The sequence below is a fragment of the Pseudomonas sp. SCA2728.1_7 genome (assembly GCF_018138145.1).
Lineage (GTDB): Bacteria > Pseudomonadota > Gammaproteobacteria > Pseudomonadales > Pseudomonadaceae > Aquipseudomonas > Aquipseudomonas koreensis_A.
The window spans coordinates 1,247,075-1,270,829 of record NZ_CP073104.1; the positions used below are offsets into that span (position 1 = coordinate 1,247,075).

Below are 23,755 nucleotides of genomic sequence, written 5' to 3' on the forward strand. Positions count from 1 at the left end.
GTCCGGCCTGATTCAGGAGTGTGAGCAATGTCCAACGAAGTGATCAATACGGTCGAGGTGCAGGCTGCGGCCGGCCGCTCGGATGAACTGGGCAGGCAACTGCAGAAGATCGTCGAAACCCTGCGCGAAACGCCGGGCTGCGATTCCTACCTGGTCGACCGCTGCCCCGAGAACAGCCACCGCTGGACGGTCAGTGCCCGCTGGCAGTCGGAAGCGGCGATGCAGGCGCATTTCAACCGGCCCGAAGCGCAGGGGTTTATTGACCTGATCGATAGTCGGTTGGCCAATAGCGTTGATTTCAATAGTTTCCCTATCGTCTGATCTGGCCCCTTCGCGAGCAAGCTCGCTCCCACAGGGTTATTTGTTGTTCACAAAATAGGTGAGCAACCGCAGAACCTGTGGGAGCGAGCCTGCTCGCGAAGGCGTATTCAGCCGCACCGACAACCTTTCTGAAACACCGCCAATTGGTCACCCAATCTTCCCGAATATTGGCCGTTTGAATGCTTACCCCTGCGGACTACTGTGATTGCACCCCCAATCATCACAGGTAACCCGCCATGAAAACCCTGCCCTTCTTCGCCGCCGCCCTAGCCTTGAGCCTTTGCACCTCGGCCGCCTTCGCCCACGATCCCTCGGAAAAAGTCACCGTCCTGCAAGACCAGATGCTGAAAAACGCCCCCGGCAAAAAAGCCATGATGATCGAAGTCGACTACAAACCCGGCCAGTCCTCCATCGCCCATAAACACGACGGCACCGCGATGGCCTATGTGCTCGAAGGCGAAGTGATTTCCCAGGTCAAAGGTGAACAACCGATTACCTACAAGAAGGGCCAGTTCTGGTACGAACCAGCCGGCTCCGAGCATCTGGTGTCGAAAAATGCCAGCCAAAGCAAACCTGCGAAGTTGCTGGTGTTCATGGTGCTGGCCCCGGATGAACAAGTGTTGATCCCGTTGAAAAACTGATGGCTATTTAACCAGCCATAAATAAACGGGCGCAAATCGACAATTGGCGCCTTTTTATTTCCCGGGGCAATTAGTGATTAAGGGTTAAAGCGAATCAGACTATTGCTCAGCTTTTATTACAGCAAATTGTCAGCTTGGCGGGTTTAGTCTGAATTAACTGTCGTCGCCGACGGCATTTCAAACTTTCCGACTGATGTTGTTTCACGGGAGAAACACCATGAAACTTGCGTTCACCAGTGTACTGGCGATATCGGTTTTAGCTCTGTCAGCCTGTTCGGTACCCACCGCGCCCCAAGCCGTTTCCTCACTGGACACCCTGCTCCCCCATCCCACCGGCCGCAGCAGCATCACCCAGGTAAAAAGCGGTCCCGGCGTGTCGCTCGGTGTGATCTACAGCCCAAGCACCCAGACCAACCGCGAATACCTGCGCGACTATCAAGCCAACGCCGGCACCGGTTTCGGCCAGAGCCTGCTGGTACAGCCGATCCATGACGCCTACGTCGCCAGCTCGAAACCGGACATGGCGGTGGAATGGGTTAACGCCTCGCTGCAACGTCAGTTCGATTCAGTGACGGTGTATCCGGACATGCAAAGCCTGCGTGCGGCCAGGCCTGATGTGGTGGCGATTGTCGATACCCACAGTCAGTTGATCACTTCGCGTAGTTCCGACATCAAAGCGGACGTCAGTGCCGACTTTTATGATGCGCAGTTGAACTATATCGGTACGGCGAAAGGTTCAGAGGCGAGAGAACTGACACCGGTGTGGGCGGACTTCAAGGGTTCGGAAGAGATTGTGGCGGATATTAACCAGCAGCAGGATGTGCAAGTTAGGGCGCTGCAGAAGTTTGACCAGTCGCTCAACAATTTAGTGGCCAGACCGGCGGACAAAGTGTCGATGCTGGATAGCAAACAAGGTCAGAAGTTGTATTGATATAAAGGGCGCCATCGCGAGCAGGCTCACTCCTACAGTTGGAATGCGTACCCCTTGTAGGAGTGAGCCTGCTCGCGATGGCGCCGCATCAGGCACCAAAAAAACCTCAGACATAAAAAAGCCCCGGCATCTCACGACACCGGGGCTTTCTCATTCCACCACTACTTACGCCAGTTCAAGCTCGGCATTCGCAGCAACAGCAGGCACTACCGCTTGCCCGCTCAACGCCAGATCCAGCAGCTCACGGTTGGCCACGGCATACATGGCGTAGTCCGTGCCGCTCGCAGCACGGATTTCCACCAGCATGGCGCGCCAGCGCGAGATCATGCTTTCGTGCTGTTCCATCCACAGCGCCAGACGTGCTTCCACGTCCAGCGTGCCGTCGCCCTGTTGCAGGACGGAGATGGTGATCGCACGTTGCTGCCAGTCGACATCGTCACGGAACGCTTCACGGGCCAGGGCCTGCCAGTTGTTTTCAACCGGCAGCGCGCTGATCTGTTGCAGGTACCAGGTGATGTCCAGCGCACTGCCCACGGCGAAGTAAGCCTTGGCTACTTCGGCAGGGTTTTGGCCAGTCACGTCGGACGCTTCGATGATCGGCAGCAGCGTGTACAGGTGCGAGGTGCCCGCAACCATACGCGCCAGCAATTCCGGTACACCGGCTTCGACGTACGCCTGATAACGCGCCTGCCAGTTTTCACGGATTTCGCCGCTCAGCAGTTCGTCGAGTTTCAGGCCCAGCTCTTTCAGGTGCGGACCGAAATGCGCGACGTCACGGGCAGCGTTTTGCTCGTTGCGACGGGCACGCAGGAACCAGCGCGTGGCACGGCGACCCAAACGCATCAGTTCGTCCATCAGCTCCAGCTGCACGTCAGCGCTGACCTGGTAGTCCAGCGCTTCGATCTGACGGAACCAGTGCGGGAGGTGGAAGATGTCGCGCACAATCACATAAGCGCCAGCGACGTTCGCCGGGCTCATGCCGGTCGACTCTTTGAGTCGTTGAACGAAGGTGATGCCCATGTGGTTGACCAGATCGTTGGCGATCTGGGTGCTGACGATCTCGCGCTTCAGACGGTGACGACGCATGGCTTCGGAGAACTTGCTGACCAGGGTCGGCGGGAACGCCGTTTCCATGTCGCGGGTCAGGTAATCGTCGTCCGGCACCAAGGAGCCCAACAGCTGCTCTTTGAGGTCGATTTTGCTGTAGGAGATCAGTACCGACAGCTCAGGACGGGTCAAACCGTGGCCTTCAGCAATACGCTCGTTGATCTGTTCTTCAGTCGGCAGGAACTCGATGGCACGGTCCAGCTTGCCACGGCCTTCCAGATCACCCATCAGACGCTTGTACTCAGCGATGCGCGCATAAGCACGACGCGCTGCCAGGGACAGGGCCTGAGTCTGCTTGTAGTTGTTGCCCAGCACCAGATTGCCGACTTCGTCGGTCATGCTCGCCAGCAACTGGTTGCGTTGCTTGTCGGTCATGTCACCGGCCTGAACCACTTCGTTCAGCAGGATCTTGATGTTTACTTCGTGGTCGGAGCAGTCCACGCCACCGGCGTTGTCGATGAAGTCGGTGTTGGAACCGCCGCCATTCAGACCGAATTCCACACGACCCAGTTGGGTCATGCCGAGGTTACCGCCCTCGCCCACGACTTTGCAGCGCAGCTCGTTGCCGTTGACGCGCAGTGCATCGTTGGCCTTGTCGCCGACATCGGCGTGGCTTTCAGTGCTGGCCTTGACGTAAGTACCGATGCCGCCGTTCCACAGCAGATCCACCGGTGCTTTGAGCAAGGCGTTCAGCAGTTCGGTCGGGGTCAGTTTGTCAGCCTTGATGTCGAAGCGTTCCTGCATCTGCGGGGAGATCGCGATGCTCTTCGCGCTGCGCGAGAAGATACCGCCACCTTCGGACATGATACTGGTGTCGTAGTCGGTCCAGGCCGAACGCGGCAGGTCGAACATGCGCTGACGCTCGACGAAGCTGGTCGCCGGGTTCGGGTTCGGGTCGATGAAGATGTGCAGGTGGTTGAAGGCCGCGACCAGTTGCAGCTTGTCGGACATCAACAGGCCGTTACCGAACACGTCACCGGCCATGTCGCCGACGCCGACAACAGTGATGCTGTCTTCCTGAACATTGATGCCGCGCTCGCGGAAGTGACGTTGTACGCCAACCCACGCGCCTTTGGCGGTGATGCCCATTTTCTTGTGGTCGTAACCGGCCGAACCACCGGACGCAAACGCGTCACCCAGCCAGAAGCCGTAGTCGATGGCGATGCCGTTGGCGATGTCGGAGAAGGTCGCAGTGCCCTTGTCCGCTGCTACTACCAGGTACGGGTCGTCATCGTCGTGGCGAACCACGTTCAATGGCGGTACCAGCGCGCCGTCTTTCAGGTTGTCGGTGATGTCCAACAGACCGGAAATGAAGATGCGGTAGCAGGCGATGCCCTCGGCCGCGATCTCGTCACGGCTGCCGCCCAGTGGCAGACGACGCGGCAGGAAGCCGCCCTTCGCACCCACTGGCACGATGACCGAGTTCTTCACTTGTTGAGCTTTAACCAAGCCGAGGACTTCGGTACGGAAGTCTTCTTCACGGTCGGACCAGCGCAGACCACCACGAGCGACGTTACCGAAGCGCAGGTGCACGCCTTCAACGCGTGGCGAGTAGACGAAGATTTCGAACTTCGGCACTGGCTTCGGCAGTTCAGGGATCGCGTGCGGGTTGAACTTGAAGCTGAAGTACGACTTGTTCTGGCCGTTGGCGTCAGTCTGATAGAAGTTGGTCCGCAGGGTGGCTTTGATCAGGTCGAGGTAACGACGCAGGATGCGGTCTTCGTTGAGCACCTGAACGTCGTCCAGTGCGGTCAGAATCGCTTGTTCCAGACGCAGTTGCTTGTCTTCCAGATCGTCGTCGCTGAGTTTGCGCGCCAGATAGAAGCGGGTCTTGAACAACCGGGTCAGCTCGCGAGCGATGTCGGTGTGGTTGTTCAGGGTGCTGGCGATGTAACCCAGGTCGAAGCCCAGACGAATCTGCTTCAGGTAACGCGCGTAAGCACGCAGCAGCGCAACGTCGCGCCACGGCAGACCGGCGGTCAGTACCAGACGGTTGAACGCATCGTTTTCGGCGTCGCCGCGAACGATGTGGACGAAGGCGTCCTGCAGGGTGTCGTTGAGTTGCTGGATGTCGAGGTCGAGGCCTTCAGCGGCAGTGAACGCGAAATCGTGAATCCAGAACTCGCGGCCATTGGTGTGACGCAGACGGTACGGGAATTCACCCAGCACGCGCAGGCCGAGGTTTTCCAGAATCGGCAAGACGTCGGACAGCGCCAGCGGCGTGTCGGCGTGGTACAGCTTGCAATGCAGCTCGCGCTGGCCGGAGACCTGACCGAGCGGCTGATAGAAGCTCATCACCAACGGATTTTTTTCGTTGAGGCTCAGCAGGTGCTGCATGTCGACTACGGCCGAATGCGCTGCGAAACGCTCGCGGTAGCCGGCCGGGAAGCCTTTCGGGAAGTCGGCCAGCACGTTGGTGCCGTGGGCTTCGCCGAAGCTTTCGACGGTCAGTGCGGCGTAGTCGTCCTGCCAGCTGCGGCAGGCCTGAACCACTTCTTTTTCCAGCAGCACCGGGTCGATGTCGAGACGGTTTTTCGGGTCGACACGCAGGATCAACTGCACGCGGGCCAGCACCGACTCAGAGAAGAACGTCCAGAATTCGCAATCGGAAGCCTTGAGGCGCTCCATCAACACTTGCTGGATCTTCTGGCGGACTTCGGTGGAATAGATGTCGCGCGGCACGTAGGCCAGGCAGTAGCAGAAACGACCGTACGGGTCTTTGCGCAGGAACACGCGGATCTTGTTGCGTTCCTGGATCTGCACGATCGACATCACCGTGGTGAACAGTTCGTCGACCGGGGTCTGGAACAGATCATCACGCGGCAGTACTTCGAGCACCTGCGCCAGTTCCTTGCCCAGGTGAGCCTTGGACTGGAAGCCGGAGCGCGTTTCGATTTCTTCGACCTTGCGGCGGATGAACGGGATGACCCGCACGCTCTCGCCATACACCGAGGAGGTGTACAGGCCCATGAAGCGGTGTTCCTTGATGACTTTGCCGTCGGCGTCGATTTCACGGATCGACACGTAATCCGGATACGCCGGACGGTGCACGCGGCTTGGATGCGCAGCCTTGGCGAACGACAGCAGGGTCGGTTCGCGCAGGTAAGCAACGGCGTAGTCTTCGATGCGCAGGTCTTCGTAGGTCAGGCCGGTGCGCAGCAGTTTGGTCAGGCCGAGGAAGGAGTTCTGGTCGTACTCGATATGGCCGCCATCGGCCTGATCGGTGACCACGAATTCTTCGTAGCCGAGGAAGGTGAAGTGGTTGCCCACCAGCCATTCCAGGAAGCTTTTGATTTCGTTCTTTTCGTCGGCATCAACGGCAAACGCGCTGTTGTCGAGTTTGGTGAGGATTTCCTGCACCTTGGCTTTCATCGGCTCGAAATCGGCGACCGCGACGCGGACTTCACCGAGAACCTGTTCCAGCTCTTTGCTCAGCACATTCAGTTCGGCCGCGTTGGCGCAGCGGTCGATTTCCAGGTACATCAACGACTCTTGCAGAATGTCGTCGCCCTGGGTGCCTTTCGGCAGGATTTCCAGCAACTCGCCCTTGCTGCCACGACGCACGCTGAGCACGGTGGTTTGCAGGGTGTGGATGCTGTAGCCGCGACGGTTCAGTTCGGTACGAACCGAGTCGACCAGAAATGGCAGGTCGTGGTGCAGGACTTCGACCGCGGTGTGGGTCGACTGCCAGCCATGACGCTCGTAATCGGGGTTGTAGACGCGCACTTGCGGTTGCGCGTGATCGAAGCGCTCAAGCAGGCGCCACGCGGAAAGAGTACAGCCAGCGAGGTCGGAGAGGCGACGTTGAGTCAGCTCGTCCAGAGAAATGATGCCGAAGAATTGTTCAGCGAACAGCGCCACTTGTGGCAGTGCCTGTTCACTGATGTGCTGCGCCAGTGCCGCTTGCAGTTGGTGCTGGAAGTCGGCTTTGCTGGCTGCGGTGAAGAACGCCATCTGTGGTACTCCGCTTAAGCTTGTTATTGATGGAAAGCGTCGCGTGCAACACCCCTTTCGGGGCTTGTGTCGCCCTGTTCCTGATTCTCGGGCAGAGGAAACAGGGGGACAGGTGGGTGAAGCTGGACGGGACACTCAGGTCACATTCACCTTCCATTGAATGAGCATCTGCAAAAGCGACTGCCAGCGGTGCCGACAATGCCTTTACGGGTGCTCATCCGTTGCGCAGCTTAAAGGGTGCGACAATGTGTCTGCTTGCGGTGCTGCGACATATTCGGTCATTGGCACGTAAACAAGGGCTTTGGCAACGGTAAACACTAGCAGTCGTGGCGCAAAACGCCGGGTTGCATGCCCGTATTTACGGGACATTCGTGCCAGATGCAGACCTTTTTCCTCTACATATCCAGAAACGAAAACGCCCAAGGCCGTTCTATCGACCTTGAGCGTGGCATCGGGTTCAGCGCCAGCGGTTGACGCGGATCAGTCGGGCAACTCTTCGTAAGCGCGAAATTTGCTCACGGTGGCGCAGTCGTAGCACTGCATCTGCAGAGTCAATTTATCCATGCTGGCGTCGATGTTGCTGGAGTCGCACTCGCGGCAGAACAGCTGCGGATGGTCGAATTGCGGCGCGGCGATCGGCGAGCCCGTGAGAAACCGAGGCACAAACTCGTCTCGCCAGAACAGCCCCGGCGACTTGGAAAAGCCGCCACCACTGTCCTTGAGCACGACGTCGTAAAGCAGGCGGGTCATGGCCGGCTGCGGCACGCGCGAATCGCGGTAGCTGTCCTTGCGCCAGTTCTCCGCCAAGGCGAGTTGCGCAGTGCTCTGCATGTTGCGCGGAATCGTGTTGGAGGCGTGGGTGCGGCCCTTGGAGTTGCCGGTAGCATAGAAGTGCGCGGCACTTTTCACCGCCACTCTGGCGAAGTAGTAGATCTGGCTGACCGAGAAATTCTGCAGCAAAGTGCCGATCACCGAGTCGGCGCGGGCTTCGGCGGTGAACGCCATACCGACCTGATTGGCCAACAGGTGAACGTATTGAATCGACTCCTCCCGCGCGAGCCTGAAGATCAATGCGTACAACTCACGCTTCCACCCTGGCAGCACAGGCCCGGACAACTCTTCGTACAGCGCCAGATAGAGCGTATCGCGCGTGCAGCGCACGCCTTCGTCCAGCGCGACGTTGGCTCGCCAGTAAATGGTCGAATAAGTGCTGATGCTGAAATCGTCGGCCCGATTGAACGCTCGAATGTCCGATGCCGTATCGACCTGCAAGGCGCCCGCCTCGTGCAGGCCTTTCACCAGCTCTTCACTGAAAGTGTCAGTGGACGTGAGCTTTTCTCCTCTGAGTTCAGCATCAAGCGCGGCAATGCGTTCGCCTGCGCCTTGGCCGCCGTCATCCAGTAATGCCAGCAGAGCAAGTTTTTGCTGGAATCCAAGACTGGTAAAGGGCACCGGTGGGCGTGGTGTGCCGTAACGCATGGCTAAATCACTGCGGTCACGTTCGGCCTGATCGGCGATTTGCTGTTTGCGCAGTCGGACACAGGCATCACAACCACACACGTTGCGTCGCGAGCCAAAACCGGCGGTGAAGTATTGATGCTCGCAATTCACACATTTGTAAGCGCTGCGCAGGGAAACCGGCGCCCCCCGGGCGGGCCGGCGCATCCACATCGGCAAATCGCAATACGGGCATCTCAGGTCGGCGCTGACAATCGGCGGCAGTACTTTCAGCACACTGCGTACCGTGTCCGCGAGCTTGTATTCGGCGATCAAGTCTGCGGTTTTCTCGCCGTTGAGATAGCGCTGGTAAAGCGCTTCAACCTGTTCCTCGGACAGATGCCGGATTTCTTGCGCCCATTCGAAATACTGCTTCATCAAAAGAGATCCTTTTTTTCATGTCGTCCATCGCACTCCCTTGCGCTCGAGCAGCAAAATCTGACGGTAAAAAGCCTTCAAAACAAGCGAAAACACCTCTAACTCACGCCATCTATCGGCTTTTCAAAAACCCTACGAGGCCGTCGGATATTTCGTACCCGCTTAGACGAAACATCCTTAAGAGCACGCCCCGGCGCAACGATGTTCAGCAGAATTTTCCTCAGGCTGGCAAAATCGGCTTTTTTGCGCACCGTCAGACGCGCCCGCCCAACCAGGAACTCCCCATGCAAATGACCACCGCCCTACTCATCGTCAACCCGTGCGATGACGAAGAAGACAACATGGCCATGCTCTGCTGCCACAGCGACAAGGGCGACATGTTCCTGATGAGCCGCTACCCGGACGAGGACGAGCTGGAGATCACGCTGGATGGCGAGCCTTCGACGCTCGACGGCGTGAAAGTGACTTTGACCTCGACGCTGCTGAAGATCGAGATTGCGGCGGCGGATGCCGATGCGCTGAATGGGGATGATGTGCTGGAGATCAGCTTTAACCCGGATATGGTTGATCTGGATGAGGTTGTTGAGACCTTGACGAACATCCTTGATGGGACGGGTACCTTCATTAACGAAGTTTGATTGCGCTCGAACTGGCCCCATCGCGAGCAGGCTCACTCCTACAGGTCCGTGTACGACGATCCATTGTAGGAGTGAGCCTGCTCGCGATAGGGCCGGCACAGGCAACCAATCACTCCCCTGCTACAAAAATTCAACAAATCCCCCAGTCATTTCCCGCACTTTGCGCAAAATGCCGTTAGTCGCCACCCCCCGCGATGGATTAAAGTAACGCCCCCAGCCCCGGCGTTATCCGAACGCCTGTGGCCACCCCTTTCCAGGAACAGTCACCGATGGAACATCGTGAAGCGCTGCTGGCGCTGCGAACCTTTCTTTCAACGCAGATTCTCGGCCAGGAAAAACTTATCGAGCGTTTGCTCATCGCCCTGCTCGCCGACGGCCACATGCTGGTCGAGGGCGCGCCGGGTCTGGCCAAGACCAAAGCGATCAAAGAACTCGCCGAGGGCATCGAAGCCCAGTTCCATCGCATCCAGTTCACCCCTGACCTGTTGCCGGCCGACATCACCGGCACCGAGATCTATCGTCCGGAAACCGGCAGTTTCGTGTTCCAGCAGGGGCCGATCTTCCACAACCTGGTGCTGGCGGACGAAATCAACCGTGCCCCGGCCAAGGTGCAATCGGCGCTGCTCGAAGCCATGGCCGAGCGTCAGGTCAGTGTCGGTCGCAGCACGTATGAGCTGTCGCCGCTGTTTCTGGTAATGGCCACGCAAAACCCGATCGAGCAGGAAGGCACCTATCCGCTGCCGGAAGCCCAGCTCGACCGTTTCCTGATGCACGTGAAAATCGGTTTCCCGGACGCCGCCGTCGAACGCCGTATCTTGCAGCAGGCTCGTGGCGAAGCGTTGAACGGTGAAACCAAGCCCGAGCGCCGCGTCAGCCAACAGGCGATCTTCGCCGCGCGCAAGGAAATCCTCGGCCTGTACATGGCCGACGCTGTGGAGGAATACCTGGTGCAACTGGTCATGGCCACGCGCAACCCGGCCAAGTTCGACCCGGAAATGGCCGAGTGGATCGCCTACGGCGCCAGCCCTCGCGGTTCCATCGCCCTCGACCGCTGTGCCCGCGCCCACGCCTGGCTGGCCGGTCGTGACTTCGTCAGCCCGGAAGACATTCAGGCGGTGCTGTTCGATGTGTTGCGTCACCGCATCATTCTGTCGTTTGAAGCCGAAGCCGCCGGCATCGATCAGGATCGGGTGGTACAGCGGATTCTCGACGTCGTAGCCGTCGCTTGACCCCCATGAACGCCCCCCTGCCGTCCGAACCGGGTATCCGCGTCAGCCTCGCCGAGCTGATCGAGATGCGTCACCGCGTGCGCGAAGTGCAGCTGTTTTCCACGCCGAGTCAGCGCAGCCCGCTGATCGGCCTGCACCATTCGAAATTCCGTGGTCGCGGCGTCGACTTCGATCAGGTGCGGGTCTATCAGGCCGGCGACGACGTGCGCACCATCGACTGGCGCGTGACCGCACGCACCCAAGAGCCGCACACCAAGCTGTTCCATGAAGAGCGCGAACGGCCGATTTTCATAATGGTCGAGCAAAGCACGCGGCTGTTTTTCGGCTCCGGGCTGATGTTCAAATCGGTGCTCGCGGCGCAAGTCGCGGCGTTGATCGGTTGGGCCGCGCTCGGCCATAACGACCGGGTTGGCGGGCTGGTGTTTGGCGACAATGAGCACTATGAAATCAAACCGCGGCGTAGCAAACAGAGCCTGCTGCAATTGCTCAACCGTCTGGTCAAGGTCAATCAATCGCTGCACAGCGAGCGTGAACCGGATCGCGATGCCTTTGGCGTGGCCCTGCGCCGCGCCCGCGAAGTGTTGCGCCCCGGCAGTCTGGCCATCGTGATCTGCGACGAACGTGCACTGTCCGACAGCGCCGAACAACAGCTCAGCCTTTTATCGCGTCATTGCGACCTGTTGATGTTGCCGATTTCCGATCCGCTGGATCACGCCCTGCCCGCTGCCGGCCTGCTCAGATTCGCCGAACGCGGCGCGCAACTCGAACTCGACACGCTGAACTTCGATCTGCGCCAGACCTATCGCGCCCAGGCCGAAGCACGCATCGCGCGCTGGGAATTGCTCGCGCAAAAGCTGCGAGTTTTGCTGATGCCGCTGAGCACGCAGAGTGAAATGGTCGAGCAGATGCGCGAATTCCTCAATCCGCAGCGTCCGGGGAAAGGTCGATGAACGGCCTCGAACAACTGCAACCACTGATCTCACCGCCACCGATCGCCTTCTGGCCGCCGGCACCGGGCTGGTGGTTGCTGCTGTTGTTATTGCCGCTGCTCGGTTTTGCCGCGTGGAAGCTGCGCCGCTTCATTCCCATCAAGAAACGTCCGATCGTGCGTGCCGAACAGCCACTCGACCCGGTGCGCATCGCCGCCCTCGCTGAACTCGCGCAAATGCCCAAACCCTACGACGGCGCCCCGGCCGGTGCCTGGCTGCAGCAACTCAACGGCCTGCTCAAACGCCTGTGCCGCAACCACTATCCCTACAGCCAGAGCCACACCCTCAACGGGCGTAAATGGCTGGCCTTTCTCGATAATCGTTGCCCGGCGGCGGGCCTGACGCGCTGGATGGTGCTGGTCGAAGGCGCGTACAAACCAGAATGCAAACTCGACGACAAAGCCATCGCCGGCCTGACCCAAGCCGTCGACACGTGGATTCGCAAACATGTTTGAGTTCGCCTGGCCGTGGATCTTCGTGCTGGTGCCGCTGCCGTGGCTGATGCGTCTGGTCTTGCCGGTGGCCGACAGCGGCGAGCCAGCCCTGAAAGTCAGCTTCCTCGCCGATCTGGAAGGCCTCGCCCGCCGTCGCGCTCGCGCCAACCTGCCCGCGTGGCGTCAACAGGCGCCGTTCATGCTGCTGTGGCTGTTGCTGCTGACCGCCGCCGCCCGTCCGCAATGGCTCGGCGAACCACTGCCGATCGCTGCCAGTGGGCGAGACCTATTGGTGGCGGTGGATGTGTCCGGCTCGATGGATTTCCCCGACATGCAGTGGCAGGACGAAGAAGTCAGTCGCCTGACGCTGGTGCAGCATCTGCTCGGAGATTTCCTCGAAAGCCGCGATGGCGACCGTGTCGGCTTGATCCTGTTTGGCAGTCAGGCTTATCTGCAAGCGCCGCTGACGTTTGATCGCCACACCGTGCGCGTCTGGCTCGACGAAGCGCGCATCGGCATTGCCGGCAAGAACACTGCGATCGGCGACGCCATCGGTCTGGCGCTGAAACGCCTGCGCATGCGCCCGGCGCAAAGCCGCGTGCTGATTCTGGTGACTGACGGCGCCAACAACGGCGGCGAAATCGATCCGCTGACGGCGGCAAAACTGGCCGCCAGCGAAGGCGTGAAGATCTACCCGATCGGCATCGGCGCCAATCCTGAGGACAGCGGTTCCACCGGCCTGCTCGGCGTCAATCCGAGCCTGGACCTCGACGAACCTGCGCTCAAAGCCATCGCCGAAGTCACCGGTGGCCAGTATTTCCGTGCCCACGACGGCAAAGAGCTGCAAGCGATCAAAGACACCCTCGACCAACTCGAACCGGTGACCCAGCAACCGACCCAGGCGCGCCCGGCGCAAGCCTTGTATCACTGGCCTCTGGCGCTGGCGTTGTGGTTGAGCCTATTGCTGGTCGCCCGTGAATTGTGGCCGGACAACCCGTTGCAACGCCTGTTCACCAAGGAGCTGTATCTGCAAAGTCCGCTGCCTGACTGGCGCGAACGCCTCAAGCGCCTGCGTCTGCGGAGGCGCCGATGATCGCGCTCTGGCCGCACTGGTTCCGTCCGTGGTGGTTGCTGTTGCTACCGCTGCTGGGCTGGCTGATCTGGCAACTCTGGCACCGGCAGAAACGCGCCGGGCGCTGGCAAATGATTTTGCCGCCGGCGTTTCATGCCACCCTGCTCAGTGGCGGCAATGGTCGCGACAGCAAACTGCCGTGGATTGCCCTCGGCGTGGCATGGCTGCTGACGGTTCTGGCGCTGCTCGGGCCGAGCTGGGAGCGCGTTGAACAGACCAGCCAGAAACCCGCCGACCCGTTGGTGGTGGTACTGGAGCTGACCCCGGAAATGCTCGCCACCGACTCGCCGCCGACACGACTGGAACAGGCGCGGCGCAAGCTGTTCGACCTGTTGCAGGCACGCAGCGATGCGCAGACTGCGATCGTCGTCTACGCCGGTAGCGCGCACACGCTGGTGCCGCTGTCGGATGACCTCGCGACCAGTCGCAATTTGCTCGACGCGCTCAAACCGTCGCTGATGCCGGAAAGCGGCCATCGTGCCGACCTGGCCGTGAGTAAAGCGCTGGCCCTGCTGAAACAGGGTGCGCTCGGCCAAGGTCGGATTCTGCTGATCGGCTCATCGCTCGATGAAGAAGAACGCCAAGGCATTCGTCGTGCCCTCAACGGTGAGTCGGCACAATTGTTGATGCTCGGCGTCGGCACCGCCGAAGGTGCGCCGATTGCTCAGGAGGACGGCAGTTTCCTCAAGGACGAGCAAGGCGCAATTCGCGTGCCGCAACTCGACAGTCCGGGCCTGAGCGCGTTCCTCAACAGCGTCGGTGGCGAATACCACCCTGCTCGCCTCGACGAAGCGGATCTTGGCGCGCTCGGTCTGCTCAACGGCCCGCGCAGTCTGCGCGACGATGGCCAGACCGTGCGCCTCGATACCTGGGCCGATCAAGGTTACTGGCTGCTGTTGCCGCTGTTGCTGCTCGCGGCGTGCGCCGGGCGGCGCGGCTGGTTGTTCTGCCTGCCGTTGCTGTTTTGCTTGCCACAGCCGAGCTACGCTTTTGACTTTGAGGATTTGTGGCTGCGCCCCGATCAACAGGGCCTGCATTTGCTCAAACAGAAGCGCCCGGCCGAAGCCGCGCAGCATTTTGACGATCACCAATGGCAAGGGGTGGCGTTGTACGAGGCCGGCGACTACAGTGGCGCCGCTCAGCGTTTCGCCGAAGGCAGCGATGCCCGCGCCCACTACAATCGTGGCAACGCTTTGGCGAAAAGCGGTGAGCTGGAAGCGGCAATCGACGCCTATGAACAGGCCCTGGAACTGCAGCCGGATTTGCGTCCGGCGCAGACCAACAAGGCCCTGGTAGAAAACCTGCTCAAGCAGAAAAACACACCGCCGCCCGCCGAGCCGGACACCCAGCCCAGCGGACAGCAAAGTCTGCCGGGCGACGAACCAGCGCCCGCGACCACGCCGCCGCCGGCGGTAAAAAGTGAAACCCAGAGCGAAGCGCAACCGAGCGAATCGGCCAGCGAACCGCCACCGACTACACCGCCGCAGCCAGGCCCCAACGAAGTGCCGGGCAGCGCCGAGGAAGAACAAACGGACACCGTGCCGACGCAGCGCCCGAGTGAAGACAACCTCCAAGGCGAGCAGCGTCAGGCACTGGAACAATGGCTGGGCAAGATCCCGGATGATCCGGGCGAACTGCTGCGACGCAAATTCTGGTACGAACAGCAACAACATCAGGATCAGGAAAACACTCAATGACCCGCTTCACCGCTCTCTTGCTGCCCCTGCTGCTCTGCACGGCCACCGCCCAGGCGGCCGAGCTGACGGCCAGTGTGGATCGCAGTCGCCTGAACTCCGGCGAGACGGTCGAGCTCACCCTCGAAACCAGCGACGTCACCCAGTTTGGCAAACCCGATCTGACCGCGCTGGAAGCGTTGTTCGAAGTGCGCGGCACGCGCCAGGTCAACCAGCTCAATACCCTCAACGGTGACAACCGCGCGACCACGCGCTGGATCATCACCCTGCTGCCGAAAGAGAACGGCAGCGTGGTGATTCCGCCGCTGCAACTGGGCGATGCGCAGAGCCAGCCGATCACCGTGCAAGTGGTCGAAAGCGACACCCGCGAGAACAAGAACAGCCTTGATCCGGTGTTCATCGAAGCCAGCCTCGATCAGTCCAGCGTCTATGTGCAGGCGCAGGCGATCCTGACTTTGCGCATCTACCATTCGGTGTCGCTGTACGACGACAGCAGCCTGACGCCGCTGCAAATCGTCGATGCACGCATCGAGCAACTCGGCGACACGCGCACCTACGAAAAAGACCTCAACGGTGTGCGCCATGGCGTGATCGAAATGCGCTATGCGATCTACCCGCAACACAGCGGTTTGCTGACCATTGCGCCGCAGACCTTCAGCGCCACACTGGTCGACACGCAGCCATCTCAGGACGCAAATGCACAGGGGCCGAAACCGGGCAAACTGATGCGCGTCAGTTCCGCCGAAATCCCCCTGACCGTCAAACCCAAGCCACTGACCTATCCGGTCGACGCGCCATGGCTACCCGCGCGCAGCCTGAGCCTCAGCGAAAGCTGGAACCCGGAACCGGAACACACTCAGGTTGGCGATTCCCTGACCCGCAGCCTGACGTTGAAAGTCGAAGGTCTGGCTGCCTCGCAACTGCCGGCGCTGCCCGCCACCGACGTCAACGGCCTGCGCCGCTACCCCGATCAACCAGTGCTGAGCAACCAGAGCACCGACCGCGGCATTGTCGGCAGCCGTGAAGAACGCGAAGCGCTGGTGCCAAGCCGTAGCGGCGCCATCGAATTGTCGACGGTGGACGTGGTTTGGTGGAACACCTTCGAAGACCATCTGGAACACAGCAGCCTGCCCGCGCGCACCCTGCAAGTGGCCAACAACCCGAGCCTGCAAGTCGACACCCCGGCCGGCACTCTGCAGGTGAGCGCCGTCGATAACGATGTGTTGTGGTGGTGGAAACTCAGCACCCTGATCCTCGCCTGCACCACCCTGCTCGGCTTCGGCCTGTGGTGGCGCGCACGCTGGCAACCGGCAGTGCACCGCGCCGCCCAAACTGGCCCGAGCCCACGCACGTTGATGGATGACATCAAGCGTGCGAGCCAGGCGAATGATCCGCAGGCGACGCGGCAGGCGCTGGATGCGTGGGCGCGGCAGCAACCTGAGACATTGGCGGATATGGCGGCGCGGTTTGTGCCGTTGTCGGATGCGCTGGATGGGTTGAATGGTGCGCTGTACAGCGAGACGGGGCAGCATTGGCAGGGTGAGGATCTGTGGCGGGCGATCCGCACGATTCCAGCGGCGGAACGGGTACAGGATCCGGTGGGTGATAGTGGGTTGCCGCCGCTTTATCCGAAGTGAACGCACGATCCCTCAACGAACACTGAGGGATGTATTGGCAGGAAGGGCTTGTAACGAGCTTGACGTTCGCCTGCCGAAGGGTAGGAAGAAACTCCCCCCCTCGGGCTGGATAGACAGGCATCACTCTGGGCCTGTCTTGCTGCGCCGCTCAGACAAACGACAGGTGGCCAGAGCCACCCGTTCGTTACCCGGAACGCGGAAATGCGGCGTCCCCGATCAATACTTGAATTTCGTTTTCACTTGTTCGCCTTCGCGATAAGAGAGAACAAACGCCTTCCAGGGTTCACCGCGTTTGACTGCGTTTGCCTGCAATTGATCGACCAGACGAAGAATTATCGCCCCGTTTATATCGGTTTCCGCGTTCCAGTCCTCAATTCCGTCTTTCTCGACGGCTAATTCCGTTTCTATATAGCCCTCACCCAGCTCAACACCGTATCGGAACGCGTCATAGCCATGGACGATGCCTGCTTCGACCAATTGGAAAATCTCTTCGAAAATTTTTATATCTTCAGTGATCACTAAATAACCTCCGGAATTTGATGGTGTAAAACGGGGAGGGATTTACCCCGCCCGAGATCCAGCCAGCGGCCTCTTAATCCGAGACTTTTTCGTAATCAAAACCTTTGGGGATTTCCGGCCAAAAAGGTTTTTTTACCAACGCATCGAGATCGTCATAAATATCGCGAAAAAAATTAGCCAGATCCATGAAGTCCACACGTGAATTCATCAGCGCAACTTTCAACATGACATCGTCTGCATTGTCCTTGGCGGATGCCGCTCTGGACATATTATAGAAAGCGTTTCCCATCCTTTCAGAAAGCTCAGCCTCCCAGTCCAGCTTGTAATCGGCCTCCAAACTATTGCCATCAAAGCTACCCGTCTTTTCTTTCACCAATTGGATGATCAGGTTTTTCACCGACTCGAAATCGTTCATCTCAACGTTCTCTTTTTTCGCACTTCACCTGATAAAACGTAACCACCGGGCCGTAATTCTCATCGGAGTTCGACACCTCGACACTGAATAACTTGTCCGGGAATTTTTCCTTCAGCACCATGCGCCAGGCAAACCCGATGACCTCGCACAACTGCAGAAATATGCTATGTGATACGCCATCTCCGTATTGACCAAAAACATCATAGAGCTTCACATAATTCAACAGCCGCTCAGCCTCTGCCATGTCGTGAGAGGCCAGGCTCAAGCAGCGCGCGAACGTTTCTACTGAAAAATTTCGCTCTAGAAAAACGCCCCCTTGAGACACGACGAACGTCGGGAAGAACAACGTCGAGAACAACAGCATCTGTTCCGGGTGGCATTGATCATTGATGTAAGAATGGATATCCAGGCCTTCCTGACTCGCCCACTGTTTCTTCCAGGCGTCATATTGTTCAGTGTCGATGACAGGGGGTATAGCGTTGATCAGTTGCACTGCGTTTGCTCCATGCAGCCGAGGCGATATCAATATGATGGCCAGATACTAGATAGCTGCTGTTTGGGCGTCAACGAAGGGATTCGTCGAAATGCCCGGTTACGTCCCGTCCGGACAAGCCCCACCACCGCAATAATCTGTAAACTCTCCCCTCTTTCGCCGCCATCATTTCACCTGCGGCCATCACCTCTTTAATTGTTGCGGAGTCCACCTTGCGTCTGTTCCACACCTCCGACTGGCACCTTGGGCAAAACCTGCACGGCCAGGAGCGCGATTTCGAGCATGCGTGCTTCCTCGAATGGCTGCTGCGCCAACTGCAACTGGCGCACCCGGATGTGCTGTTGATCGCCGGGGACATCTTTGACACGGTCAATCCGCCGGTCAAAGCCCAGGAACGCCTTTACGATTTCATCGTCAGCGCCCACGAGCAGCAGCCGTTGCTGACTATCGTGATGATTGCCGGCAACCACGATTCCGGCTCGCGGATCGAACTGCCCGCGCCGCTGATGCGCCGTTTGCGCACCCATGCGCTGGGCCGGGTGTTGTGGCTGGATGACGGACAACTGGATGCCGAACGCCTGCTGCTGCCTTTGCCGGATAAAACCGGCGAAGTCGCCGCGTGGTGCCTGGCGCTGCCGTTTCTGCGTCCGGCGGAAGTCACCGGCGCGCATCTGGGCGACAACTATTTGCGTGGCATCGGTCAGGTGCATGAATGGCTGATCGAAGCGGCCAATGCCAAGCGCAAGCCCGGTCAGGCATTGATCGCCATCAGCCACGCGCACATGGCTGGCGGCTCGGTTTCAGAGGATTCCGAGCGCAGCCTGATCATCGGCAACGCCGAAGCCCTGCCCGCCAGTCTGTTCGGGCCGAGCATCAGTTACGTCGCCCTCGGCCATTTGCACAAGCCGCAGAAGGTCAACGGTGAAGAACGCATTCGCTACAGCGGCTCGCCGATCCCGTTGTCGTTCTCGGAAATCGGTTATCAGCACCAGATTCTCGACGTCACCCTCGACGGTGAAACCCTGGTCAGCGTTGAGCCGAAACTGATCCCGCGCTCGGTCAACCTGCAACGCATCGGCCCGGCACCGCTGGCCGAGATCCTGCTGCAACTGGCCGATCTGCCGAACATCGACCTGCTCGCGGAAACCCAGCGGCAACCGTGGCTGGAAGTGCGCGTAACCCTCGACGAACCGCAGCCGGATCTGCGCCATCAAGTCGAAAGCGCTCTGCAAGGCAAAGCTGTGCGCCTGGTGCGTATCGCCGCTGAATACGCCGGCAACCGTGGCGCTGACGGATCGGAGGACGGCAGCGCGCTGATCGAACTCGACCAACTCACTCCGCAGGAATTGTTCAGCCGCGCCTGGCTCGACAACTATGGCAGCGAGGTCGACGAGCAGACGCTGAAGGACTTCGCCGAATTGCTGCAAGACGTGCAACTGGAGGGCGAGCAGCCATGAAGATTCTCGCCATTCGCTTGAAAAACCTTGCCTCGCTGGCCGGCCCGTTCGAAATCGATTTCACCGCTGAACCGCTGGCCAGCGCTGGCCTGTTCGCGATCACCGGCCCGACCGGTGCCGGTAAAAGCACCCTGCTCGACGCGCTGTGCCTGGCGCTGTTCGGCGCGGTGCCGCGTCTGAACAACACCGGCCGCGACGCGAAAGTCCCGGATGCCGACGGAGAAATCGCCACTGGCGACCCGCGCACCTTGCTGCGTCGTGGCACCGGCGAAGGCTATGCGGAAGTGGATTTCGTCGGTGTCGATGGCCGTCGTTATCGGGCGCGCTGGGAAGCCAACCGCGCCCGCGAGAAGGCCGGCGGCAAGTTGCAGGCGAGTCGTCAGAGCCTGCGCGACATCGATCAGGATCAACTGCTCGCCAGCCAGAAAGGCGAATACAAAACTCAACTGGAAGCTGCGCTCGGCCTGAACTTCGAACAGTTCACTCGCGCCGTGCTGTTGGCACAGAGCGAGTTCAGCGCGTTCCTCAAGGCTGACGACAACGACCGCAGCGAGCTGCTGGAAAAGCTCACCGACACCGCGCTGTACACCCGCCTCGGCCGCCGCGCCTTCGACAAGACCAAAGAGGCCCGCGAAGCGCACAAGCTGTTGCAGGATCAGGCCACCGGCGTCACCCCGTTGGCACCTGAAGCCCGGGCCGAGCTGGACGAGCGCTTCAATGCTGCGCAACAGCAAATGAAGTTGCAGCAGGCGCAGCTCAAACAGCTTGAGCAACAGCACGGCTGGCTCAAGGATTTGCGTGTGTTGCAGGACGCGCAGCAAGCGGCCGCCGAGCAACTGCACAGCGCGCAACAGCATTCGGAAAGTCTGGCCGGCGAGCGGGTGAAACTGACGCGACTGGAGCAGCTCGGCCCGCAGCGGCATCAGTTCGCGCGCAAAAGCGAACTCGATGCCTTGCTGACGCCACTGGCCGCGCAAATTGCCGCGCACACCCGGCAACATGCCGAACTGACTGAGCGTCAGACGCAACTGGAGCAGAATCTCGAAGCAGCGAAAGTCGCTCTGAGCGAAGCGCAACAACGGCAAAGTGAAAACGCGCCGTTATTGCGTCAGGCCTTCGAAGAGCAAAGCACCCTCGCCCGTCTGGCCAAGGATGTCGCGCAAAGTACCGAAGCCAGGCTCAATGCGCAGCAGGCTTGCACCGAGGGCCAGAATGCCATTCAAGCCTTGCTGGATAAACAGACCCAAGTCGCCGAACGCCTGCAACGCATCGCCGCTGAGCTGGAGCAAAGTACCCATCTGGCACCGCTGAGTGATGCGTGGAATGCCTACCGCGATCGCCTGCAACAGTTGATGTTGATCGGCAATCGCCTGAACAAGGGTCAGGCGGAACTGGCGAGCCTCGAAGAAAACGCCACGCGCAGCGCCGCAGAGCTGACCACGCAAAAGCAGCAACTGGAAGTGCTATTCAAGGAGGCCGGCGCCGAACCTGATGCGGTCGCCGAGCAGATCGGCATCCTCGGCACGCTGCTGCAGGACAACCGCAAACAACTGCGCGCCTTCGAAGACCTGTCGCGCCTGTGGGCCACGCAACAGGATCTGGACAAGCGCAGCGCCGAGTTGCAACAGCGCCAACTCAGCGCCCAGCAGGAACGCGAGCGGTTGACTCAGGAAGGGGTAAAAACCAAGGCCGAATTGACCGTCGCCGAGCAAACCCTCAACGTCACCCGCGAGCTGCTTGAACGTCAGCGGCTGGCGCGCAGTGCCAGCGTCGAAGAGTTGCGCGCGCAGTTGCAGGACGATCAGCCATGCCCGGTCTGCGGCAGCAATGAGCATCCGTATCATCAACCCGAAGCGTTGCTGCAAAGCCTTGGTCGCCACGATGAAAGCGAGCAGGCCAACGCCCAGCAGGTGGTCGATCAGCTCAAGGAAAAACTCATCGAACTGCGCGCCGAAGTCGGTGGCGTGATTGCGCAACAGAAAGAACTGCTGCAACAGCAAGAACAACTGGCAACCCAGCAGCAAGCGTTGGCGCCTAGCCTCGATGCGCATCCGCTGTCCGCGCAGTTGTTCAATCAGGACGCCGACAAGCGCGATGCCTGGCTCGCCCGGCAAAACGAACAACTGAACCAGAGCATTACTCAGGACGAGCAACGCCAAAGCGCCCTGCTCACCCTGCAACAGGATGCCGCGCGTCTGACCCAGCAATTGCGTCAGGCGGAAACCGCGCACCAGCAAGCGGCGCAGCACCTGAGCAATCAGCAGCGCGAGCTGAGCAGCGACCGTCAGCGTCTCGACGAAGAACTGACGGCGTTCGGCAATCTGCTGCCGGCCGACACCCTCGAAGCCCTGCGCCAGGAACCAGCGGCAACCTTCATGCAGCTCGACCGGCAGATCGCCGAGCGCCTGGCGCAAGTCGATCAGCAGAAGGAAGAACAGGCCGAGCAGCAACAGCGGCAACAAACGCTGGAGAAAGAGCAGGATCGCCAGCAGACCCGCGCACAGCAGTTGCTCAGCGCCGAACAGCAATTCACTGCGCTGACCGAGCAACAGCAAGCCTGCCAGCAAAAACTCGCACAGTTGCTTGGCGAGCACAGCAGCGCGGAGCACTGGCAGCAGCAACTCGAGCAAGCGGTTGAGCAGGCGCGCAATGCCGAAACCGGCACCGCGCAGGAACTGCAAAGCGTGCGCACGCAACTCGTGCAGATTGCCGCCGAACTCAAGGCGCAGCAGGAACGTTTGCAAGCGCTGCAAAGCGAAGACCAGGATCTGGCCGGCAAGATTGCCGACTGGCGCGCCCGCCATCCTGAACTGGATGACGGTGGCCTCGAAGATCTGTTGCGAGTCGATGACGGGCAAGTCGCCGAGCTGCGTCAGCGCTTGCAGCACAACGAAAAAGCCATCGAACAGGCCAAGGTGTTGTTGCAGGAACGTGACCAGCGTCTGATTGATCATCAGGCGCAGCACAACGGCAATCTGGATGCCGAACAACTGGCCAGCGCCCTCACAGATGTGCAAAACCAGTTCATCGTCAGCGAACAGCAGTGCGCCGAATTGCGTGCCGAACAGGCCGAAGATCAGCGCCGACAGAACGCCAATCAGGCGCTGGCGCAGCAGATCGCCTCGGCCTACGCCGAGTATCAACGCTGGGCGCGCCTGAGTGCCTTGATCGGCTCGGCCACCGGCGACACCTTCCGCAAGATCGCCCAGGCCTACAACCTCGATTTGCTGGTGCATCACGCCAACGTGCAACTGCGCCAACTGGTCAAACGCTATCGCCTCAAGCGCGGCGGCAGCATGCTTGGCCTGCTGGTAATGGACACCGAAATGGGTGACGAACTGCGCTCGGTGCATTCGTTGTCTGGCGGCGAAACCTTTCTGGTGTCGCTGGCGTTGGCCTTGGGCTTGGCATCGATGGCCTCGAGCACGCTGAAAATCGAATCGCTGTTTATCGATGAAGGTTTCGGCAGCCTCGATCCGGAATCGCTGCAACTGGCCATGGATGCGCTCGATGGTTTGCAGGCGCAGGGCCGCAAGGTCGCGGTGATTTCCCATGTGCAGGAAATGCACGAACGGATTCCGGTGCAGATTCAGGTGCAGCGCCAAGGCAATGGTTTGAGCACGCTGGAGGTGAAATGAACACGCTGTATTCCTTCCGCCGCTGCCCTTACGCGATGCGGGCGCGGATGGCATTGCGTTATTCGGGTGTACCGGTGGACATCGTTGAGGTCAGCCTCAAGGCGAAACCGGCAGAGATGCTGGCGATCTCGCCCAAGGGCACGGTGCCGGTGCTGGATGCCGGTGGGCGGGTGATTGATGAGAGTCTGGAGATCATGCGCTGGGCGTTGGCGCAGCATGATCCGGATAGCTGGCTGTTTGAGGATGATGCGCGGATTGCTGAATTGATCGAGGCGAATGATCAGGGGTTCAAGGTGCACTTGAATCGCTATAAATACGCCGAGCGCTACCCGGAGCAGCCGATGGAAGTTTATCGGGCTGAGGGGGCGTTGTTCTTGCAGAGGCTGGATGAGTTGCTGACCGATCGCGATTATTTGCTGACCGATCATCCCAGCCTGGCAGATATCGCCCTGCTGCCGTTCGTGCGGCAGTTTGCCCATGTTGATCGTGAGTGGTTTGCGCAGACGCCTTATGTTCGTTTACAGGCCTGGTTACAGCGTTTCCTCGAATCCGACCTGTTCACCTCGATCATGAAGAAGTAACTCATGTAGGAGCTGCCGAAGGCTGCGATCTTTTGATCTTGCCTTTAAAAGATCGCAGCCTTCGGCAACT

18 protein-coding genes are annotated in these 23,755 nt (G+C 59.9%); 13 read left to right on the forward strand and 5 right to left on the reverse strand.

The window, feature by feature from the left end; all coding sequences use genetic code 11:
- The first annotated feature begins 27 nt into the window (after window positions 1-27).
- The 3 genes from KBP52_RS05440 (at window position 28) to KBP52_RS05450 (ending at window position 1,893) form a co-directional block, all read left to right on the forward strand.
- Complete coding sequence (locus tag KBP52_RS05440) at window positions 28-321, forward strand: putative quinol monooxygenase (protein WP_212622288.1); 294 nt, start codon at window positions 28-30, stop codon at window positions 319-321.
- 236 nt (window positions 322-557) lie between these two features.
- The gene (locus KBP52_RS05445) at window positions 558-962 is read left to right on the forward strand and encodes a cupin domain-containing protein (RefSeq protein WP_077573228.1); all 405 of its coding nucleotides are present in this window, start codon (window positions 558-560) and stop codon (window positions 960-962) included.
- Between the two features lie 217 nt (window positions 963-1,179).
- Complete coding sequence (locus KBP52_RS05450) at window positions 1,180-1,893, forward strand: ATPase (RefSeq protein ID WP_212622289.1); 714 nt, start codon at window positions 1,180-1,182, stop codon at window positions 1,891-1,893.
- A 165-nt stretch (window positions 1,894-2,058) separates the two neighbouring features.
- On the opposite strand, the gene KBP52_RS05455 is transcribed toward KBP52_RS05450, so the two are convergent.
- The gene (locus KBP52_RS05455) at window positions 2,059-6,954 is read right to left on the reverse strand and encodes an NAD-glutamate dehydrogenase (RefSeq protein WP_212622290.1); all 4,896 of its coding nucleotides are present in this window, start codon (window positions 6,952-6,954) and stop codon (window positions 2,059-2,061) included.
- Window positions 6,955-7,434: 480 nt separating this feature from the next.
- Window positions 7,435-8,829, reverse strand: coding sequence for a hypothetical protein (locus tag KBP52_RS05460; RefSeq protein ID WP_212622291.1), 1,395 nt, complete (start codon window positions 8,827-8,829; stop codon window positions 7,435-7,437).
- A 284-nt stretch (window positions 8,830-9,113) separates the two neighbouring features.
- Here KBP52_RS05460 and KBP52_RS05465 point away from each other — a divergent pair, with 284 nt between their 5' ends.
- The 7 genes from KBP52_RS05465 (at window position 9,114) to KBP52_RS05495 (ending at window position 16,582) form a co-directional block, all read left to right on the forward strand.
- Complete coding sequence (locus KBP52_RS05465) at window positions 9,114-9,467, forward strand: hypothetical protein (RefSeq protein WP_007913918.1); 354 nt, start codon at window positions 9,114-9,116, stop codon at window positions 9,465-9,467.
- Window positions 9,468-9,736: 269 nt separating this feature from the next.
- On the forward strand, window positions 9,737-10,696 hold the full coding sequence (locus KBP52_RS05470; protein ID WP_007913915.1) for a MoxR family ATPase: 960 nt from the start codon (window positions 9,737-9,739) through the stop codon (window positions 10,694-10,696).
- 5 nt (window positions 10,697-10,701) lie between these two features.
- On the forward strand, window positions 10,702-11,646 hold the full coding sequence (locus KBP52_RS05475; RefSeq protein WP_116029096.1) for a DUF58 domain-containing protein: 945 nt from the start codon (window positions 10,702-10,704) through the stop codon (window positions 11,644-11,646).
- Window positions 11,643-12,140, forward strand: coding sequence for a DUF4381 domain-containing protein (locus KBP52_RS05480; protein ID WP_077573233.1), 498 nt, complete (start codon window positions 11,643-11,645; stop codon window positions 12,138-12,140). The genes KBP52_RS05475 and KBP52_RS05480 overlap by 4 nt, the downstream gene beginning before the upstream one ends.
- Window positions 12,133-13,212: a VWA domain-containing protein gene (locus KBP52_RS05485; protein ID WP_007950106.1), complete on the forward strand. Its 1,080-nt coding sequence runs from the start codon at window positions 12,133-12,135 to the stop codon at window positions 13,210-13,212. The genes KBP52_RS05480 and KBP52_RS05485 overlap by 8 nt, the downstream gene beginning before the upstream one ends.
- Window positions 13,209-14,948 (forward strand): tetratricopeptide repeat protein, encoded by a 1,740-nt coding sequence (locus tag KBP52_RS05490; protein ID WP_212622292.1) that lies wholly within the window; start codon window positions 13,209-13,211, stop codon window positions 14,946-14,948. Before KBP52_RS05485 ends, KBP52_RS05490 begins: the two co-directional genes overlap by 4 nt.
- Window positions 14,945-16,582: a BatD family protein gene (locus KBP52_RS05495; protein ID WP_212622293.1), complete on the forward strand. Its 1,638-nt coding sequence runs from the start codon at window positions 14,945-14,947 to the stop codon at window positions 16,580-16,582. The genes KBP52_RS05490 and KBP52_RS05495 overlap by 4 nt, the downstream gene beginning before the upstream one ends.
- A 216-nt stretch (window positions 16,583-16,798) precedes the next feature.
- On the opposite strand, the gene KBP52_RS05500 is transcribed toward KBP52_RS05495, so the two are convergent.
- The 3 genes from KBP52_RS05500 to KBP52_RS05510 form a co-directional block, all read right to left on the reverse strand.
- Entirely contained in the window at window positions 16,799-17,101 is a 303-nt protein-coding gene (locus KBP52_RS05500; RefSeq protein WP_077573237.1) for a hypothetical protein, read from the reverse strand.
- A 73-nt stretch (window positions 17,102-17,174) separates the two neighbouring features.
- Window positions 17,175-17,516, reverse strand: coding sequence for a hypothetical protein (locus KBP52_RS05505; RefSeq protein ID WP_116029099.1), 342 nt, complete (start codon window positions 17,514-17,516; stop codon window positions 17,175-17,177).
- 1 nt (window position 17,517) lies between these two features.
- Window positions 17,518-18,009, reverse strand: coding sequence for a hypothetical protein (locus tag KBP52_RS05510; RefSeq protein ID WP_077573239.1), 492 nt, complete (start codon window positions 18,007-18,009; stop codon window positions 17,518-17,520).
- 212 nt (window positions 18,010-18,221) lie between these two features.
- On the opposite strand from KBP52_RS05510, the gene KBP52_RS05515 reads away from it, so the two are divergent.
- The 3 genes from KBP52_RS05515 to KBP52_RS05525 are packed head-to-tail and all read left to right on the forward strand — an operon-like array spanning window position 18,222 to window position 23,685.
- A complete protein-coding gene (locus KBP52_RS05515) occupies window positions 18,222-19,466 on the forward strand; it encodes an exonuclease SbcCD subunit D C-terminal domain-containing protein (protein ID WP_212622294.1) in 1,245 nt (414 codons plus the stop codon).
- Window positions 19,463-23,104, forward strand: a complete 3,642-nt coding sequence (locus KBP52_RS05520) for an AAA family ATPase (protein WP_212622295.1) — start codon at window positions 19,463-19,465, stop codon at window positions 23,102-23,104. The genes KBP52_RS05515 and KBP52_RS05520 overlap by 4 nt, the downstream gene beginning before the upstream one ends.
- The gene (locus KBP52_RS05525) at window positions 23,101-23,685 is read left to right on the forward strand and encodes a glutathione S-transferase (protein WP_212622296.1); all 585 of its coding nucleotides are present in this window, start codon (window positions 23,101-23,103) and stop codon (window positions 23,683-23,685) included. Before KBP52_RS05520 ends, KBP52_RS05525 begins: the two co-directional genes overlap by 4 nt.
- Window positions 23,686-23,755 lie beyond the last annotated feature (70 nt).

Excerpts from the sequence above, each read along its gene's own strand:
- KBP52_RS05440 (WP_212622288.1), top strand. The coding sequence starts at position 28 with ATGTCCAACGAAGTGATCAATACGGTCGAGGTGCAGGCTGCGGCCGGC.
- KBP52_RS05445 (WP_077573228.1), top strand. The coding sequence starts at position 558 with ATGAAAACCCTGCCCTTCTTCGCCGCCGCCCTAGCCTTGAGCCTTTGC.
- KBP52_RS05450 (WP_212622289.1), top strand. The coding sequence starts at position 1,180 with ATGAAACTTGCGTTCACCAGTGTACTGGCGATATCGGTTTTAGCTCTG.
- KBP52_RS05455 (WP_212622290.1), bottom strand. The coding sequence starts at position 6,954 with ATGGCGTTCTTCACCGCAGCCAGCAAAGCCGACTTCCAGCACCAACTG.
- KBP52_RS05460 (WP_212622291.1), bottom strand. The coding sequence starts at position 8,829 with ATGAAGCAGTATTTCGAATGGGCGCAAGAAATCCGGCATCTGTCCGAG.
- KBP52_RS05465 (WP_007913918.1), top strand. The coding sequence starts at position 9,114 with ATGCAAATGACCACCGCCCTACTCATCGTCAACCCGTGCGATGACGAA.
- KBP52_RS05470 (WP_007913915.1), top strand. The coding sequence starts at position 9,737 with ATGGAACATCGTGAAGCGCTGCTGGCGCTGCGAACCTTTCTTTCAACG.
- KBP52_RS05475 (WP_116029096.1), top strand. The coding sequence starts at position 10,702 with ATGAACGCCCCCCTGCCGTCCGAACCGGGTATCCGCGTCAGCCTCGCC.
- KBP52_RS05480 (WP_077573233.1), top strand. The coding sequence starts at position 11,643 with ATGAACGGCCTCGAACAACTGCAACCACTGATCTCACCGCCACCGATC.
- KBP52_RS05485 (WP_007950106.1), top strand. The coding sequence starts at position 12,133 with ATGTTTGAGTTCGCCTGGCCGTGGATCTTCGTGCTGGTGCCGCTGCCG.
- KBP52_RS05490 (WP_212622292.1), top strand. The coding sequence starts at position 13,209 with ATGATCGCGCTCTGGCCGCACTGGTTCCGTCCGTGGTGGTTGCTGTTG.
- KBP52_RS05495 (WP_212622293.1), top strand. The coding sequence starts at position 14,945 with ATGACCCGCTTCACCGCTCTCTTGCTGCCCCTGCTGCTCTGCACGGCC.
- KBP52_RS05505 (WP_116029099.1), bottom strand. The coding sequence starts at position 17,516 with ATGAACGATTTCGAGTCGGTGAAAAACCTGATCATCCAATTGGTGAAA.
- KBP52_RS05520 (WP_212622295.1), top strand. The coding sequence starts at position 19,463 with ATGAAGATTCTCGCCATTCGCTTGAAAAACCTTGCCTCGCTGGCCGGC.
- KBP52_RS05525 (WP_212622296.1), top strand. The coding sequence starts at position 23,101 with ATGAACACGCTGTATTCCTTCCGCCGCTGCCCTTACGCGATGCGGGCG.